The 15,494-nt window shown below is 60.5% G+C and carries 15 protein-coding genes and 1 pseudogene; 3 read left to right on the top strand and 13 right to left on the bottom strand.

Annotated features, from left to right (window positions below; genetic code table 11):
- Positions 1-366: 366 nt before the first annotated feature.
- The 4 genes from C438_RS03860 to C438_RS03845 all read right to left on the bottom strand — a co-directional run bounded on the left by C438_RS03860 (position 367) and on the right by C438_RS03845 (position 5,323).
- Positions 367-1,086, bottom strand: a complete 720-nt coding sequence (locus tag C438_RS03860; protein WP_004967956.1) for a cyclase family protein — start codon at positions 1,084-1,086, stop codon at positions 367-369.
- A gap of 167 nt (positions 1,087-1,253) precedes the next feature.
- Positions 1,254-2,159, bottom strand: coding sequence for an ABC transporter permease (locus tag C438_RS03855; protein WP_004967955.1), 906 nt, complete (start codon positions 2,157-2,159; stop codon positions 1,254-1,256).
- 103 nt (positions 2,160-2,262) lie between these two features.
- Complete coding sequence (locus tag C438_RS03850) at positions 2,263-3,801, bottom strand: sugar ABC transporter ATP-binding protein (protein ID WP_004967954.1); 1,539 nt, start codon at positions 3,799-3,801, stop codon at positions 2,263-2,265.
- A gap of 133 nt (positions 3,802-3,934) precedes the next feature.
- Positions 3,935-5,323: a sugar ABC transporter substrate-binding protein gene (locus C438_RS03845; protein WP_239640634.1), complete on the bottom strand. Its 1,389-nt coding sequence runs from the start codon at positions 5,321-5,323 to the stop codon at positions 3,935-3,937.
- 153 nt (positions 5,324-5,476) lie between these two features.
- Here C438_RS03845 and C438_RS18915 point away from each other — a divergent pair, with 153 nt between their 5' ends.
- Complete coding sequence (locus C438_RS18915) at positions 5,477-5,878, top strand: VOC family protein (protein WP_004967952.1); 402 nt, start codon at positions 5,477-5,479, stop codon at positions 5,876-5,878.
- Between the two features lie 263 nt (positions 5,879-6,141).
- Here the strand turns inward: C438_RS18915 and C438_RS03830 are convergent, their stop codons facing one another.
- The 4 genes and pseudogenes from C438_RS03830 to C438_RS03820 all read right to left on the bottom strand — a co-directional run.
- Entirely contained in the window at positions 6,142-7,005 is an 864-nt protein-coding gene (locus C438_RS03830) for an MBL fold metallo-hydrolase (protein ID WP_004967950.1), read from the bottom strand.
- 741 nt (positions 7,006-7,746) lie between these two features.
- Complete coding sequence (locus C438_RS20240; RefSeq protein WP_204365895.1) at positions 7,747-8,001, bottom strand: iron-containing alcohol dehydrogenase; 255 nt, start codon at positions 7,999-8,001, stop codon at positions 7,747-7,749.
- A gap of 303 nt (positions 8,002-8,304) precedes the next feature.
- Positions 8,305-9,174 carry an SDR family oxidoreductase gene (locus tag C438_RS03825; RefSeq protein WP_004967949.1) on the bottom strand — a complete coding sequence of 290 codons (870 nt, stop codon included), beginning with the start codon at positions 9,172-9,174 and terminating at the stop codon, positions 8,305-8,307.
- Between the two features lie 454 nt (positions 9,175-9,628).
- Positions 9,629-9,946, bottom strand: a pseudogene (locus tag C438_RS03820) (acyl-CoA dehydrogenase family protein); the annotation flags it as partial.
- Positions 9,947-9,983: 37 nt separating this feature from the next.
- Between C438_RS03820 and C438_RS03815 the strand changes: the two are divergent.
- Both C438_RS03815 and C438_RS03810 read left to right on the top strand, forming a co-directional pair.
- Positions 9,984-10,640 (top strand): ABC transporter ATP-binding protein, encoded by a 657-nt coding sequence (locus tag C438_RS03815; protein WP_004967947.1) that lies wholly within the window; start codon positions 9,984-9,986, stop codon positions 10,638-10,640.
- A gap of 211 nt (positions 10,641-10,851) precedes the next feature.
- The gene (locus C438_RS03810; RefSeq protein WP_004967946.1) at positions 10,852-11,373 is read left to right on the top strand and encodes a helix-turn-helix domain-containing protein; all 522 of its coding nucleotides are present in this window, start codon (positions 10,852-10,854) and stop codon (positions 11,371-11,373) included.
- Positions 11,374-11,472: 99 nt separating this feature from the next.
- On the opposite strand, the gene gdoA is transcribed toward C438_RS03810, so the two are convergent.
- The 5 genes from gdoA to C438_RS03790 all read right to left on the bottom strand — a co-directional run bounded on the left by gdoA (position 11,473) and on the right by C438_RS03790 (position 15,416).
- Positions 11,473-12,549: a gentisate 1,2-dioxygenase gene (gene gdoA, locus C438_RS03805; protein ID WP_049917710.1), complete on the bottom strand. Its 1,077-nt coding sequence runs from the start codon at positions 12,547-12,549 to the stop codon at positions 11,473-11,475.
- Positions 12,550-12,652: 103 nt separating this feature from the next.
- Entirely contained in the window at positions 12,653-12,829 is a 177-nt protein-coding gene (locus C438_RS19615; protein WP_004967944.1) for a Trm112 family protein, read from the bottom strand.
- A gap of 70 nt (positions 12,830-12,899) precedes the next feature.
- Positions 12,900-13,310 carry an acyl-CoA thioesterase gene (locus tag C438_RS03800; RefSeq protein ID WP_004967943.1) on the bottom strand — a complete coding sequence of 137 codons (411 nt, stop codon included), beginning with the start codon at positions 13,308-13,310 and terminating at the stop codon, positions 12,900-12,902.
- Positions 13,307-14,008, bottom strand: coding sequence for an acetate--CoA ligase family protein (locus C438_RS03795; RefSeq protein WP_004967942.1), 702 nt, complete (start codon positions 14,006-14,008; stop codon positions 13,307-13,309). Before C438_RS03795 ends, C438_RS03800 begins: the two co-directional genes overlap by 4 nt.
- Positions 14,001-15,416, bottom strand: coding sequence for an acetate--CoA ligase family protein (locus C438_RS03790; protein WP_004967941.1), 1,416 nt, complete (start codon positions 15,414-15,416; stop codon positions 14,001-14,003). The genes C438_RS03795 and C438_RS03790 overlap by 8 nt, the downstream gene beginning before the upstream one ends.
- Positions 15,417-15,494 lie beyond the last annotated feature (78 nt).

Below are 15,494 nucleotides of genomic sequence, written 5' to 3'. Positions count from 1 at the left end.
GGCATCGAACTCGAGACGGAAGACCAACGGCGTATCGACGAACTCGACCGGAACCAACCTGTTTACGACACACTCGAACGAGACTGGTCTCGGGAGGTGTATGGGATTCCAGAGTAACTGACTGGACTGGAGGTGGGGGTACAAAATCAAACAGTGGCAGCAATGTCACACTGTTTTCCGAGTGAGCTTCCGACTGGCTTCGGTGATTGGGAAACCCAACTCGGGTGGATCCATCGTCGAAACAGTAACATCGCGGAAGCGAAGAAACCGAGTCGCGGTTCGCTGCTTTAGTTTAGGTAGTCGGCGGATTCGTCGGTTCCGTCGAACAAGTGAACGTCGGATCCATCTACCGCGGACGATGGCTGGTCAGTCGACGATGGCGACGGCGCGGATAGGCGATCCGGAGCCATCCTCGATCTTGAGGGGGAGGGTAATCAACAGGGAGAACGGTGGCAGTGCGTCTAGGGCCGTGAGGTTTTCTACGATGTACGTCTCGTTTCCTAGTAGTTCGTAGTGTGCTGGGAACGACTCGTCGTGTGCCACGTCGATTGCGGCGGTATCACAGCCGACGAGGGCGACGCCAGTATCAGTGAGATATTCCGCTGCTTCTCCGGAGAGTCCTGGCCAGTCGGCCATGTACTGGGTGCCGGCAGAGCCAGGAGCCCAGTGGCGGTCCCAGTTAAACCGGAAGAGGACGCGGTCACCCTCCCTGAGGTCCCCATGTTCTGCTTCCCATTGTTTGATGCGTTCGACAGGGACTGTGGTATTTCGCTCAATATCGGCGACGTCGATTGTGGCCGCTCGACCGATTAATTTTCCCAGTTCGATGGACGCGATATCGTAGTGTGCGTCGCCCTCTGCGATGAAGTGGAGCGGAGCGTCCATGTGCGTTCCGGTGTGTTCACCGAGTGTCAATCGGTAATGGCAGGCGACATCCCCCCGCTCGTAGGACTCATAGAGTGTGTGACCGTAACGCGCGTGGGTAGGAACGACGGGCATTCCTTCTTCGAGCGTTTGGGAGAGGTCAATGACTTCACCATCTGCAAGCGCGCTGAGCGCCTCCACCGCTCCGTCTTCGTAGCTCATCGTCGTCCCCCATTCGAGTGTACGGTTCGTTTTCTATTCGGTGCGGTGTGTTGAGTAAGTAGCTGTGTCATTGGTTTCGTCCGGTTGTTAGTACCTATCTCTGGTTCGAAGTGTCCCCGATTGGTCGGGCGTGCCGCGTCCGACCGGTCGGGAGGATGCTTGATGGATTATTTCACGATGTCGATCTTGTCACGGTCCATCGACATCGCAACAGCGAGGATGACGACGAACCCGAGGATGATCTCCTGAACGAACGACTGGATACCAAGGAGGTTCATGCCGTTCGTCAGTACGCCGATGACGAGGACGCCGAGAATTGTCCTGTGCGGACCGCCGACGCCGCCGGTCAGCGCGGTACCGCCCATCACGATGGCCGCGATGGACTGTAGGAGCAGACCGCTGCCCATGCCCGGTGTCGCCGAGGAGATGCGTGCGGTCAGCAGGACACCAGCAAGGCCACAGAGCGTCCCGGAGACGACGAACGCGCCGATCTTGTACCGGTCGACATTTACACCCGAGAAGTCAGCGACCCGTTCGTTCTCTCCGAGGGCGTACGTGTAGCGCCCGAATGTCGTCTTCCACGCCATCAGCGACACTAACACGTAAACGACCAGGCCCCAGACGACGAGGTTCGGAACCTGTGGGATGGTGTTTCCGATGGCAATCTGCCGGATGCCCGGCGCGTTGAACGGCACCGAGTAGCCGCCGGTCATCAACAGGGCCGACCCACTGAAGATGGATAGCGAACCGAGCGTTACGAGGAAGGAGGGAATCTTCCCCTTCGCGAAGACAACGCCGTTCAGCACGCCGACGCCCGTCCCTGCGAGGATGCCAAGCAGGAGAGCGAGCATACCGAGCTGGTAGTCGTTGATAAGTATCGCCGTGATGACCCCCGACAGCGAGACGATCGATTCGACCGACAGGTCGATGCTCTGCTGGAGGATGGGGAAGGTACCGGCCAAGGCGACGAACAGCAGAATCATGCTGTTCATCATCACGTTCCCGACCAGGTTGTCGTAGGTCAGGAACACTTCTGATGTGGCCGTAAAGACCGCTATCAGTATCAATAGCATCAGGAACGGACCCAAGTCTACGAGGAGGTCTGTGACCGAGCGGTTCTTTCGATACTCTCCGAGCCAATCGACAACTGGATTGCCTGAGGTTTCTTCTGACATTTTATATCATCTTTCTGATTAGTTCCGATTCCATTGGTTTATCTCCGGGTGGTGAGTCGACTACGTCAACCAACTCGCCTTCGTGCATCACGCCAATGCGGTTGCTCATCCCGATGAGTTCGGGTAGTTCGTCTGCGATGAAGACCATCGAGACACCGTCGTCGGCGAGCTGGCGGAGTATGCGGTACACCTCCTCTTTGGCACCGACGTCGATGCCGCGTGTCACGTTGTCCATAACGAGGACCGAAACCTCGCGCTGGAGATTCTTTCCGAGGACGACTTTCTGCTGGTTGCCGCCGCTGAGATTGATGAGCGGCGACTCGATGCTGGGCGTCTTGACGTTGAGCCGCTCAACGATGTCCTCTGCCATCTCGTCTTCCTTCTCGAAGTCGATGAGCCAGGGGACTGTTCCCAACCCAGGCACGCGGTCGGCGACGAGGTCGGTACCGATACTCGGCAACGAAACGTTGACTCGCAACGGTTGGTAGAGAAGCGTTCCCTCAGACTGGCGTTCTTTAGGGACGTAGCCGATACCCTGGTTGACCATCCGGTGGACGGAACCCGTCTCGACGGCGGTACCGTCGATGGCGAGCTCGCCGGTGTCCGCGGCGTCTACCCCGCTGAGCACGCGGCCGAGGGCGCTCTTCCCGCTACCCATCACACCACAGATTCCGAATATCTCGCCCTCGCGGACGTCGAAAGAGACGTCCTCGAAGTGTCCCTCGTTGCCGAGATTCGACACTGTGAGGGCTACTTCGCTGTTCTCGACGTCGCGCTGGTCGGAGGCCTGGTAGTACTCTTCCGAAACCTCGCGGCCAACCATGCTCTGTTGGAGCTTGTCCTCAGTGGCGTTTTCCTGCTCGAAATGGTTGACGATTTTGCCGTCCCGAAGGACGTAGATGCGGTCGCTGATCTCGAGGACTTCGTCGAGTTCGTGAGATACGAACACGAACGAGGCCTGGTCTCGGAGGTCCTCGATACGGTCGAACAACAGGTCACGGCCGTCCTCCTCGAGGCCCGCAGTCGGCTCGTCAAGCAGTATTATCGGGTGGTCGGTGTGGACCGTCTCGGTGAACGCCTTCGCGATGCTCAGCATCTGCCGGTCGCTGAACGAGTAGTTCGCGACACGTTTCTCGAGGTCCAGATCGATACCGAGTGAGCTCAAAATCTCTGCACCCTCGCGTTTGAGGGTGTCAGAATCGAGGACGCCAGCGGTCGAGTAGTCCGGGAATTGCTCCAGGAACAGGTTCTCGTAGCCTGATAGGTTCGGGATGACGTTGTGTTCCTGGTGGACGATAGCGACACCCTGATGGGATGCCATCCGAGGGTTCGTGATCGACACTCTGTCCCCGTCGACGTAGATGTGGCCCTGGTCTTGCTGGTAGATTCCACTGAGGATGTTCAGCAGGGTGCTTTTACCCGCACCGTTCTCACCCACGAGCCCTACTACTTCACCGGTCCGTAACTCGAGGCTGACATTGTCCAGCGCGACGACGTTGGTGAACTCTTTCCGGATGTTTTCGACTCGGAAACGGACCATCGAGTCAGAATTTTGTACGGCGTGGTCGGCTGAATCGACGTTTGAATTCATCGAACGACTCGGAGTGCCCCGGTTTTGGACGTTGGTTGTGTGGTGTTCATTCTTTGTTCGATATTACTGGTGACAGTTGGGGTTATAGGTACGGATTTGCCCCGTTCTGATTTCGTTGCTTGTAGTCCTCGTCAACTTGGTTGAAGAGGGCTTCGTCGTCGTAGGCATCCGGAATCTGCAGGTTGCTAGGCTTGTTCTCCTCCGTCCACTTGAGTTGCTCCCACTCGGACTTCCGAATGGGGACAATGCGGTGTTGGGGGTCCCAGTCGTCCCCACTTTCGTGGACGGACATCGCCTTCCAGTCGTACGGGGAGTGCCCGTCGCTGTAAGCGACGGACATGTACTTCTCCGGCGTGGCAAAGCGGGTGTTGAGGTCACTGAACTTCGACTGGTCCAGTTCCGGGTTGAGAACTGTCAGTGTCCGAACCCACAGCATGCGCTCCGGAACCTTGGGCCGCCATCCGTGGAGCCAGTCCCACGCCTTTGCGACGGCCCAACCGCCCTGCCAGAACGGTGGTGCTGCTTGCTCTTGGACCTGGTATGGTTCACCGGAGTCCGGCCCATTATTGCGGATGTACTCGATGTTCGAGAGCGCGCCATCGAACCCGGTGAACGGAATCGCCATGTCGTTCTCGGAGAGAATCGACGCCGCACCGAGACCGAGTGTGCCGTTGTTGCAGTAGACGCCGTCGATGTCGTCGCCGTAGTTCGAGACGAACGCTGACATCACTTCGCGTCCTTTCTTGCGGGTCCACCCACCGGAGTACTGGTGGGCGAGGACGTTGATGTCGGGATATTCCTCTGCGGCCTGCTTGAACCCCTCGTAGCGATAGGATCCGATGTGTCCCTTCGGGCCGAGGATGACGACGACGTTCCCCGAGCCACCCATCTCCTCGAAAAGGATTTTGGCGGGAATCGCTCCGGCGTGGAACGTCTCCGGAATCTGGTACTGGACGAATTCCGGACCCACAGAAGATGGCACCAGCCATTTGCCCATCGACCAATACTCAAAGAATGGGACGCCGTTGTCCACAGCAGTCTCCGCGAGCGATCGAACACCCGAGTCACTCGGTGCGGTGGCGGCTATCATATCCGCGCCGCTGGTAATCGCTCCTTCAATCTGTGATATCTGCTTGCTCAGTTGACCACCATGGTCCTGTGCGCTCGCAGAAAGGCCGAAGTCCTCTGCCGCCTCCTTCATCCCGTTGAGGAATGCCTTCCAGAGGTCTATCTTAAGACTGTCAGGGGACATGAACGCCTTGTCTATCGTCTCACTGTAGCCGTTGTCGTCCCCACTTTCTGCCGTTGATTCTGTTGGTGTATCGGTTCCACCGTTACCTGCCCCGTTGTCAGAGCCGCCAGTACACCCAGCGAGAGAAGTTATCGTTGTCGCGCCAACCACCCCACCGACAGCCTTCAGGTATCGGCGACGTTGTTGGTTGGTTCCCTCGACTCTGCTATGGTTTGCCATATGCAAGAACTCGGTTTGTATCCACCTCACAAAAGCCTTATGATTGTTGATTATATTACACGATAGTGCGTGTGAGACATCTGATGAAGTGGGGCTATTCGCACATCGTTGCATTTGAGTAACGTTTTCGTCCCTCGTCGTCCACTACAACGTATGGTCGTTCCAGAAACGTTCTCGCACATCGGTCTCCGTACGGTTAATGTCGCTAACACAGTTGCTTCCCTAGAAGACCTCTTAGGGGTCAACGTCATGGACCAGGGTCGAATCAAAAAGGGTGACTGGGAACGTGACGTTCAGTACGCTGCTCTCGAACTCGCCGACAAGACAGTTTTCGTCGTTCACCCCACTCCCTACGAGGCCGCAGGACTTGTCGAACCTCTCGAACCCGGTATTGCTCACTACGGAGTCGAGGTCGACAACATAGATACCGCACTCGAGGACTGGAATGACGACGAGATTCTCATGGAGCCATTCGAACTCGATGAAACACGGTACGCCTTCTGCAGTGGTCCCGATAATACACGAATCGAACTCGTCGAGTCGCCCACGGGCTGAGCTTGGCAATAATTGATGCCACGTCCTCTCCATGACGCCTATAGTGGACGACAGTCGTAGACGCCGTACTCAACTCTCGTGTTCTTCGCGCGTGCACGCAGGTTTGATTACTCCCGTCCCGTCGGGTGTGGGGTCGCCTTGCTCTCGACCGATGTCAACATCGTGAGCACCCTGCACGGTTGGACGGAGTTCGAGTTGTTCACCGCCGAATCCGTGCTTTTCGCCGAACTCGGCCGACCAGAAGCGAGTTACCAGTTGTAATTTCAACGATGGGACGATGGTGGAACGACACCGGTTGAATCCAGATCGACACGGTCACCGATACGCACAATTTCGAGACTGCGGGGGTACTCGAAAGATGCGACGTCTTCGTGTAGGGACTTCGGGTCGTCGAGCACGCCTTTCCACATATCGTAGTGAGAAGGCAGGAAGCGGTCAAGTTGGAGCGCGTTCGCCGCCTCGACAGACTCGCTCGTCGTCATGTACCACTTCGTGGAACGGGTTTCGTTTTCAGCCTCGTGGTAGACCCGCCCAACCGTACCAATCGCGAGAACGCCGAGGTCGATATCGAACTCGTCGCCGATAGCCTCGAATTCAGCAGCTGGTTTGCTATCACCGCCGTGGAAGAATGTTCCCGTGTCGTGCTCGATGACGTATGATACGGGTTCGATGGCGTCACTGTCGTTAGCACCACGGACGTGCACTTTAAAATCACCAACTGTGAATGAGTCACCCGCGGCAATAACCTCCCGCTGGTCCTCGTTGACACGCAGGTCGCCATGGTAGTCGGCTGACTCGTAGCAAGCACTTGGCGCGTAGAGCATCCCGCCATCGTCGAGCAACGGGCCGTAAGATGGTGGGTGCATATGGTCGATGTGTTCATGTGTAGTGAGGACACCGTCACACTCCGTTGCGTCGATAGGGTTCATGGGTACCGGAATCATCCGAACGAGCCCCGGCGGGCTTGCATCAGCGAAATAAGGGTCGATGTAGAGTGTAGTCGTCGCAGAACGAACGACGAAGCCGTTGCAACCGAGGTACCATATCGAGACGCCACCTGGGGAAGTCTGTTCGATTTCGCTGACGAGCCAGTCGCCCCACGTCGAATGTATCGTGTCTTCTGTCATGGCTAGAATCGACTCGTTCGGATGAGATACCCCGTACGAGTTTGAATCTTTCGGGGGTGTGTAAAAATTGATGTGTTTGTATCAGGATACCAATAGGAACGCGTTTCGGTGAGCATGAAGGCACGCCGTGGTAGTGACCGCCCTGAGTTGAGTTTCGTTTCTGTAAGACTATCCGCAGAGAGTATCGCACCAGAACGGGCGTCGATGGAGCGGCTCATTCTCTGCAAATCGTTTCGGGTTTCTAAAGAATGACAATCCCTAAGTTAGTGTCATTACCGAATGAGTCGGAAGGTCGTGAGGGTGGATGCAGATTGGAGACAAGTCACCACCTCGTAGAACAACGGTCTCGAAGGACAGAGTGACGGACTTTCTGAACTGCAATCTGGCGAGGCAGAAACGCTCCAAAAACTCAGTGTGCGACACGAGTGAACGAGTTTGCGATAGTTCAGATTGTATCGAATATAGAATTACAAACGTAATTGTGTAATTCTAATTGATCCATATCGATTTTTGTGCAACGATAGTGAACAAACGCGTATAGGGTTCTGGCCATGTGGAGCTACCACAGTATCGGTTCGCTTCGGAATCCGGAGAACAACGTCAACGTCCCGGTGTCTTCGTTGAGCTGTTTCACCGCATCCACGCTCTCGTAGCGAGGTCTAGCGTCGTGTCGCCGGGGGTCCCTCGCGCTGGCCGAGGAGGGTCGCAATTTCGGCGAACCGGTCGGGTTCAGACGGAACGTCATACTCCATAACGTGAGGGAGGGGTACCGCATTTGAACCCGTGGCCGATACCGTGTTCGACGACGAGTGGATAGGTCAACGCGTGAACCGCGCCGAGGCCTGAATTTACGAACGCCTGACCCGCGAGCGTCGCGGCGAAACACATATCGTAACGTGCTTGGTCGTTGGCCGCGCCTTGGTGAACTGCCTGCCGGAGATTCGATCCAATTAGCGTGTCTTTCGACGCTGTTAGGAATTGTGGGACACGTCTCAACTAAGTGGCTTCGTGAAGTGCTGATTCTAAGGACTGGGGTGTTCGTAGTTAGCGCAGATATGAAATATTCCCTAAATTTTTGATTAGCTCGTTGTCCATGCACGACAATGAGTTTAAGCGGCATCTGACGAAAACGGAGAACCAAACGGGAAAACCTTATGTCGCTATATAGAATCCGACACGGGTGGCTCACCGAGCATCGGAGGCTAGGCTAATTGCGAGTCGAATCCCCCGTTCGAAGGCGAGATTCCGGCGAAGTGCTCGATTCCTCCCCAGCCCGAACGGTGGCGTCTCGACCGGCGGCTACCCCGAGCCGTCACCGAGCCCCAGTTCGTCGTGGAATACCGACGTGAGGCGGTCGGCCGTCCAGCCGTTTTCGTTTATCGCGGTTCGCTCGATTTCGGGCTCCGAGAGGACGCTGACGGAGTCGCCGACGGCGCGTATCGTCCGGCCGGTGATACCGGCCGCGTCGTCGCTCATCAGCGCGGCGACGACCGGCGCGATTTTCTCCGCCGACTTCGACTCGTCGTCGAGGAGGCCCTCGGTCATCCGCGTGTACGCGATGGGTAACAGGGCGTTCACTCTGACGTTCGACGCGGCGAGTTCCCGTGCCGCCGTCCGCGTGAGTCCGAGGATGCCCGCCTTCGCCGCTCCGTAGTTCGCCTGCCCGACGTTCCCGAGCGCCGACGGACTCGTGACGCTCACGAAGGACCGCTCCGACGCGAGCCCGCCTTCGGTCTCCTCGTCGCGGTCGCGCCAGTGGCGAGCGAGGTTCCGGAGGAGCGAGAAGTGGCCGCGCAGATGAACGTGAATCACGGCGTCCCACTCCTCGCCCGTCATGTTCGTGAGATACGAGTCGCGGAGGATGCCGGCGTAGTTGACCGCCCCGTCGATTCGCCCGTACGCTTCGAGGGTGTCCTCTATGAGGGTCTCCGTGTACTCCAGGCTGGTTATGTCGCCGACGTGCGCCATCGCCTCGCCGCCGCCGGCTTCGATTGCTTCGGCGGTCGTCGCGGCTGGGTCTTCCGCGGTGCCCTCGCCCGCGATCGACGTTCCGAGGTCGGTGACGACGACTGTCGCACCGTTCGCGGCCAACTCCTCCGCGGTGGCTCGACCGAGGTCGCCGCCACCGCCGGCGACGACGTACACGTTTCCGTCAAGAAGGTTCGTCATTCGTACTGTTCTGCACTGTCAAACCTTATAAGATATACGTGCGTCTCGCCCCGCTTTCGACCCGTCGTTGCCTCTCGGTCGTTGGGTGCGACCGCGAACGCGACTGAGTATCTCGCGTCTCGACCCAAACGAATATACATTGATGTATACATTATATAATCATTCAATATGATCCTTCGTGTATGTTCGTTATTGTTCATGTCAGTTACGTGCATAGAGCTGTAATGGTGTGTGCCCGAACATGTCGGTTCTAGTTACTGTATACGTCTGTGTATACTCGCTCGGTTCACGGTGCTCCGACTCAGCAGGGCAGGAAACGGGCACCGAGAACAGTCTATGCAATGCTCTCGGTCGGAACACATCAATTCCCACAGCCCTCGCCGGCGGCGCGTCGTCGACGACGTGACGGCGGGACGGTGGAATGCGGGGCGGCCGTGAGTACGGTTGCGCTCCCTCAGAGAAGTTCGCGGGCGATGATGTTCTTCTGTATCTCGTTCGTCCCCTCGTATATCTTCGTGATACGGGCGTCACGGTAGTACTTCTCGACCAGGTTGTCCTCGACGTATCCCGGTCCGCCGTGTACCTGAACGGCTTCGTCAGCGACCTCGACGGCCCGTACGCTGGCGAACTGCTTCGCCATACTCGCGAGCTTCATCGCGTCGTCGTCCCCGCGGTCGCTCGCGGAGGCGGCGCGATAGGTCAGCGACCGAGCGGCCTCGACCGCAGAGCCCATCTCCGCAATCTTGTGTTGGATGGCTTGATACTCCTTAATCGACGACGAACTCGAAGCCGGGTACGAGACCGGACAGGTGCTGTTCGGCATCGACATGGCGATTTCGGAGGGCGAGACGGTCTCGCTGTTAGGGCGAAACGGTGCCGGGAAGACGACCACTATTCGCTCGATTGTCGGCGCTGAGACGCCTCGCGTAATCGACGGGTCGATGACGTTCCGGGGGACGGACCTGCTCGCCTGCCCGACACACGAAATCGCCGACCTCGGCCTCGGCTACGTTCCGGAAGAGCGGCGGTGCTTCCCGCGATTGACCGTCGCGGAGAACATCCACGTGGCGGCGACGTCCGTCGACGACCCCCTCCCCGAGTCCGAGATGTTCGAGTTCTTCCCCGAACTCGACCAGATACGCGACCGCGACGCGAAGAACCTAAGCGGCGGGCAACAGCAGATGGTCTCCATCGCTCGCGCCCTCGTCGCGAACCCGGAGTTGATGCTACTCGACGAGCCGTGCGAGGGCCTCGCGCCGACGATCGTCCGGCAGGTCGAAGCGGGCATCCGGCGGATAAACGAAGAGCGCGGCGTGACGGTGCTCATGGTCGAACAGAACGTCGCCGCGGCCATGGCAATCGCCGACCGACATTACATCCTGGAGGAGGGCAACCTCGTCAACGAGGTGACGACGGCGCGGCTCAGAGAAGACGAAGACCTCCGACAGGAGTATCTCGGCGTCTGACGCGTTCGACTCGCGTCCCGAGCGCGAGGGGAACCGAACGCTCGAACGCTCGCCGACTGTCCGTCTTCGGCTCGCGTCGGTCCGACCGACTGTGTCGATACGAGACTGGGTTCGGTGCGGCTTTCGCATCGGGACGGGTCTCCTCGGCGGGACACAAACTGCAGACGGCTCCGAAAACCTATCATACCCCGCCGTCGAAAATCGATTCAATATGACCAACAAACGACCCGACTGGGAATTCAAAGACCGCGATATCATCATTCTCCGCGAACTCGGCCGCGACCCACAGCTCTCCGCTCGGGAGCTGACGACCGTGCTCAAAGAGGAGTACGACATCGATGTCTCGCACGTGACGGTCAGCAAATCGATTCGCGACATGCGGAGCGCGGGCGTGTTTCGGGAGGCCATCATCCCGAACGAAGACTACTTCACGTTCTCGCTGATGGAGTTCAAGTTCAACCCGGAGAACTTCGCGGACCACTGGCGGGAGACGATGGAGTTCCTCCGCGATAGCCAGTACACGCTCTTTTATTTCCTCTCCGACGGCGAGTATCAGTGGAAGGCGGTCATGATGTTCCCGAGCCGAGAGGTGCAGTCCCGGTGGCTCCACGACTTCTACAAGGACCACGGGAAGATGGTCCACAACGTCCGCAGTTCGGTGATGACCAACGTGCTGAAGTTCGGGACCGAACCGCAACTGTTCGACCACCTCAAAGAGGACGCCGACGACTGACCGACGGCCGGAGTCGCGCTCCTGCCCGGCGGTACCCACTCGCCCCGGCGGTATCCGCCGAGGCGCGAACAGAATGGCCCGGAACTGGACCCCGCGAGGCTACGGTTCGGCCTCGGCGTAGAAGTTGAACGCCTCGAACACCGGGCGGTCGGTCATCCCGAGGAGAATCGCTTCGCCGTCGGGGTCGTGGTGGTGAATCTCGTCCGGCGGAATCACGAAGATGTCGCGTTCGCTCCATTCGAGCACGTCGTCGCCGACGTGCGTCGCGCCCTCGCCCTCGATGACGAAGTACGCGTCGACGGCGTTGTGGAAGTGCGGGTCGGTCTCCTCTTGGAGCAACTGCGCGCGGAACGACATCGTCGGGAACAGCGGCGGCTGTCCGGTCGCGGGGTTGACGTACGAGAGGCTGTAGCCGTCGTGCGGGTCCGGGTCGTCGTTGTCCGCTCGCTGTCGGAGAGTCTGGAGGGTGTCTTTCCAGCTGAATCGGTACGGCGGCGTCGCGGCGCAGTTCCCCTCGAAGGGGCCGGGAATCCCGTCTTCTTTCGTGTCCTCGAACGGGCGGGCGCGTCCGTACTGCGACTCCCAGTACCCCTGCGACTTCGTCACGGGCTGGCGGTCGAGTTCGTGGTTCTCGAAGGTGTTGCGCGCGTTGAGCGAGTCGAGGACGAGCGGGAGGTCGAGCACGTCGAGCCACGCGGCCGTCTCATCGCCGTCGTTGACGTGGTCGTGCCACTCCCACTGCGGCGTCGTGATGAGGTCGTTGTCCCGCATGGGGAACTCCTCGCCCGCGACGACGGTCTTCATGTCCTCGCTCCCGTCGATAGTGAACCGAAGCGCGTTCGCCCCGTGTCGGTGTGCCGGCGCGGTCTCGCCGGGCGAGACCGTCTGGACGCCGACGTAAATCGTGTTCGAGATGGCGTTTCGGTATCCCGTGTTGACGGGCACGGCGACGCGTCGCTGGAACCCCGGCGGGAGGTCCGCGATGGGGACGTCCTGTTCGATGGCGTCGATGGATGCCTGGATATCCTCCCACTTCCAGATGTCCGCCTCGAACCCGCCGAATTGGTTTCCGAAGTCCTTTTCGACTTCCCAGAGGGGTCGCAGGTCGTTCTCCTCGAGGAGACGCTCCGTGTCGGTACTCATCTCTAGGAGTTCCTTCGGCTCTTGTTCAGCCATGGTGTAAAGTTCCCGAGGATTCTTCATAAATGTATGGGTCCATTCTCGTCGCGTGGCGTCGCTACGGGCGGACGCCGTCACCCGTCACCCGCCACCCGGGTCGCTACTGGCTCACTTGCGCGTCGAATATCTCCTTCGAGGGGTACAGCTCGCGGCAGTCCTCGCAGACCATCTGCCCCTGAATGGCGTACTCCCAGAGCTTTCCGCCGCAGGTCGGGCAGTCGAAATGGGCCCGAACGAACGGGTTCGATTTGGCGTAGATGTTTTCGAACTCGGCCATACGGCCACACGGTTCGGACGTCACAAAAACATGTCGTCGGTCGCCTCGACCGCGGCGACGCCGGCGTGAGTCACCCCTCGGTGTACGGTTCGATGGCCTCTCGGAGTTCGACCGGGAGGTCGCGCGAACTGACGTCGTCCGTGCTCGCACAGACGCGGGTCTCGTGGCCGGTGAACGTCACCTCGCCGTCTTGGTTGCGCGCGACGTAGTCGAAGCGGAGGCTCCGGGTGCCGAGCGTCGGCGTGATGGTTATCTCGATTTTGTCGCCGGCTTCCATCGGGCGCTCGAACTCGAAGTCGATTTCGACGAGCGGGAGCCCGAAGTCGTATTCCAGAGAGATTTCCCAGAGCGGGAAGCCGACCTCCTCCATGAACATGTCCGAACTCTCGTGGAGCGTGTCGACGATGCGGGGGTAGTGCGCGATGCCGAAGGGGTCCGTGTCGGAGAACCGGACCGTCCACGTGCGCGTGAAGCCGGTCATTCTTCGAGCACCACGAGCGCGTCGAGTGCGGTCGCACCGCTCGGCGTCACCAACACCGGGTTCACGTCGATTTCGGCGATGTCCTCCCGCTCGACGAGCAGGTCGCCGACGCGCTTGACGACGCCCGCGAGCGCGTCGATGTCCGCCCGGTCGCTCCCGCGATAGCCTTCGAGAAGCGGCGCTGACCGCAACTCCTGTACCGCCGCCCGCGCCGTCGCCTGCGTGACCGGGGCCAATCGATGGGCGGTGTCTTCGAATATCTCGGTGAAGACGCCGCCGAGTCCGGTGAGCACGACGGGACCGAACGAGGGGTCCCGAAGCCCGCCGACGATGACCTCAGTGCCGGCGTCGACGTCGGCGGCGGCTTCGACCAGCACGTCGGCGTCGATACCGCTGTCGGCGGCGGCGTCGAAGACGTCCGCCGCGACGGCCGCGGCCTCGTCGGCGTCCGCGACGCCGACAGTCACGCCCAGTCCGCCCATCCACTCGCTTTTGTGGGTCACCGCCGGCGAGGAGACTTTGAGCACGACAGGGAACCCGATTCGCTCGGCCGCCGCGGCGGCGTCCTCGGGCGTCGAGGCGACTTCGAACGCCGGGGTCTCGATGCCCGCGTCGGCGAGAAGCCCCTTCGCCTCGGCCTCGGTGAGCGTCGTCCGGCCGTCGGCGCGAGCCCGTTCGATGGGGTCCGACTCACGCATTGTCGACCACCTCCGCGGGCGCGGCGTCCGCAGTGACGCGCGCATACTCGGCGAGCGCGGCGATAGTATCGGCGGCCCGCTCGGGCGACTCGAACACGGGGACGCCGACGGATTCGAGTTCCTCGCGGTCCGGTTCGAGGAGCGATTCGGGGCCGGCCGTCGCGAACACGACCGGCTTTCCGACGGACTCCGCGAGCCCGTCGAGGTCCTCGGTGGGGAACCCGAGCGCGGCCTCGTGAAGCTCGTACACGAGGACGGCGTCGACGTTCTCGTCGGCCGCGACCGCGCGGACAACCTCGCCGAACTCCGGCATCGGCCGCCCCGTGTCGACAGGGTTCGCCGAGTACGTGATGCCGGGGAGAATCTCGTTCACCGTCGCCCTCGTCTCGTCTTCGAGCGGCGGGAGCGAGACGCCCGCCTGTTTCAGGCGGTCCGCGATGATGATACCGGGGCCGGCCTGCGCCGTCACGACGCCGACGTTCGTCCCGTCCGGGAGCGGCGCGGTCGCCGCGACGTGGCCGGCGTCGAGGAGTTGGCTCGTCGAGTCGACCGTCGGCACCCCGTACTGCGCGAACCCGGCCTGATAGAGCGCGTGGTCGCCGGTGAGCGCGCCGGTGTGCGACTCGGCGAAGTCGCCGACGTCCGCTTCACCGACCTTGTAGGCGAAGATGGGCGTCTCCGCGTCGTAGCAGGTTTCGAGGAGCGAGCGCGCGTCGTCGGTCCCCTCGACGTGGAGTACGATTGCGCCGGTGTCGGGGTCGCCGTCGAGGTATTCGATGACCTCTTCGAAGCCGACGTTCGCGCGGTTGCCCAGCCCGACCATCGCGGAGAGCCCGCGTCGCTCGCGGGTCGCCTGAAACGCGATGGAGTGGGCGACGCCGCCGCTCTGGGCGACGATTGCGAGGTCGCCCGCCGGGAAGCTCTCGACGCCGGTGGCGAACGAGCCGTACAGCCCCGTCCGGGGGATGACGAAGCCGCTCGTGTTCGGGCCGAGCAGGGCGATGCCGTGTTCGTTGGCAGTCTCGGTGAGTCGGCGCTGTATCTCCGCGCCGTCGTCGCCGGCCTCGGCGAAGCCGCCGGAGTAGATGACGGCGGCACCCACGCCCGCCGCGCCGCACTCTTCGATGACCTCCGGCACGACCGGCGCGGGAACACAGAGCAACGCGAGGTCGACGTCGTCGTCGATGTCGGTCACCGACGCGACGAACGGTTCGCCGAACGCGGTGCCCTCGGCGGACGGGTTGACGGGGTAGACCCGCCCGCCGAAGTCGTGGACGTTCTCCATCGCCTCGTAGCCGATTTTTCCCTCCTTCGTCGACGCCCCGACGACCGCGATAGAAGACGGGTCGAACAGTCTGTCGAGTTCGAATTGGTGAGTCACGTCAGCACGTATTCGGAACAGGAGCATAGTGCTTTCGACCCCGCGGACCCGCCGTCGCGGGCGTCCGCGGGTCGGCGCTCAGGCCGACTCCGATGCGGTTCGGGA

It is taken from the genome of Haloferax denitrificans ATCC 35960, from assembly GCF_000337795.1.
Taxonomy (GTDB): domain Archaea; phylum Halobacteriota; class Halobacteria; order Halobacteriales; family Haloferacaceae; genus Haloferax; species Haloferax denitrificans.
The sequence above is the reverse complement of the archived record's forward strand: the minus strand, read 5'-3'. Positions and strand labels throughout refer to the sequence as shown.

Excerpts from the sequence above, each read along its gene's own strand:
- C438_RS03860 (WP_004967956.1), bottom strand. The coding sequence starts at position 1,086 with ATGAGCTACGAAGACGGAGCGGTGGAGGCGCTCAGCGCGCTTGCAGAT.
- C438_RS03795 (WP_004967942.1), bottom strand. The coding sequence starts at position 14,008 with ATGCGTGAGTCGGACCCCATCGAACGGGCTCGCGCCGACGGCCGGACG.
- C438_RS03825 (WP_004967949.1), bottom strand. The coding sequence starts at position 9,174 with ATGACGAACCTTCTTGACGGAAACGTGTACGTCGTCGCCGGCGGTGGC.
- C438_RS03810 (WP_004967946.1), top strand. The coding sequence starts at position 10,852 with ATGACCAACAAACGACCCGACTGGGAATTCAAAGACCGCGATATCATC.
- C438_RS03855 (WP_004967955.1), bottom strand. The coding sequence starts at position 2,159 with ATGCTATTGATACTGATAGCGGTCTTTACGGCCACATCAGAAGTGTTC.
- C438_RS03850 (WP_004967954.1), bottom strand. The coding sequence starts at position 3,801 with ATGGTCCGTTTCCGAGTCGAAAACATCCGGAAAGAGTTCACCAACGTC.
- C438_RS03790 (WP_004967941.1), bottom strand. The coding sequence starts at position 15,416 with ATGCTCCTGTTCCGAATACGTGCTGACGTGACTCACCAATTCGAACTC.
- C438_RS03800 (WP_004967943.1), bottom strand. The coding sequence starts at position 13,310 with ATGACCGGCTTCACGCGCACGTGGACGGTCCGGTTCTCCGACACGGAC.
- gdoA (WP_049917710.1), bottom strand. The coding sequence starts at position 12,549 with ATGGCTGAACAAGAGCCGAAGGAACTCCTAGAGATGAGTACCGACACG.
- C438_RS18915 (WP_004967952.1), top strand. The coding sequence starts at position 5,477 with ATGGTCGTTCCAGAAACGTTCTCGCACATCGGTCTCCGTACGGTTAAT.
- C438_RS19615 (WP_004967944.1), bottom strand. The coding sequence starts at position 12,829 with ATGGCCGAGTTCGAAAACATCTACGCCAAATCGAACCCGTTCGTTCGG.
- C438_RS03830 (WP_004967950.1), bottom strand. The coding sequence starts at position 7,005 with ATGACAGAAGACACGATACATTCGACGTGGGGCGACTGGCTCGTCAGC.
- C438_RS03845 (WP_239640634.1), bottom strand. The coding sequence starts at position 5,323 with ATGGCAAACCATAGCAGAGTCGAGGGAACCAACCAACAACGTCGCCGA.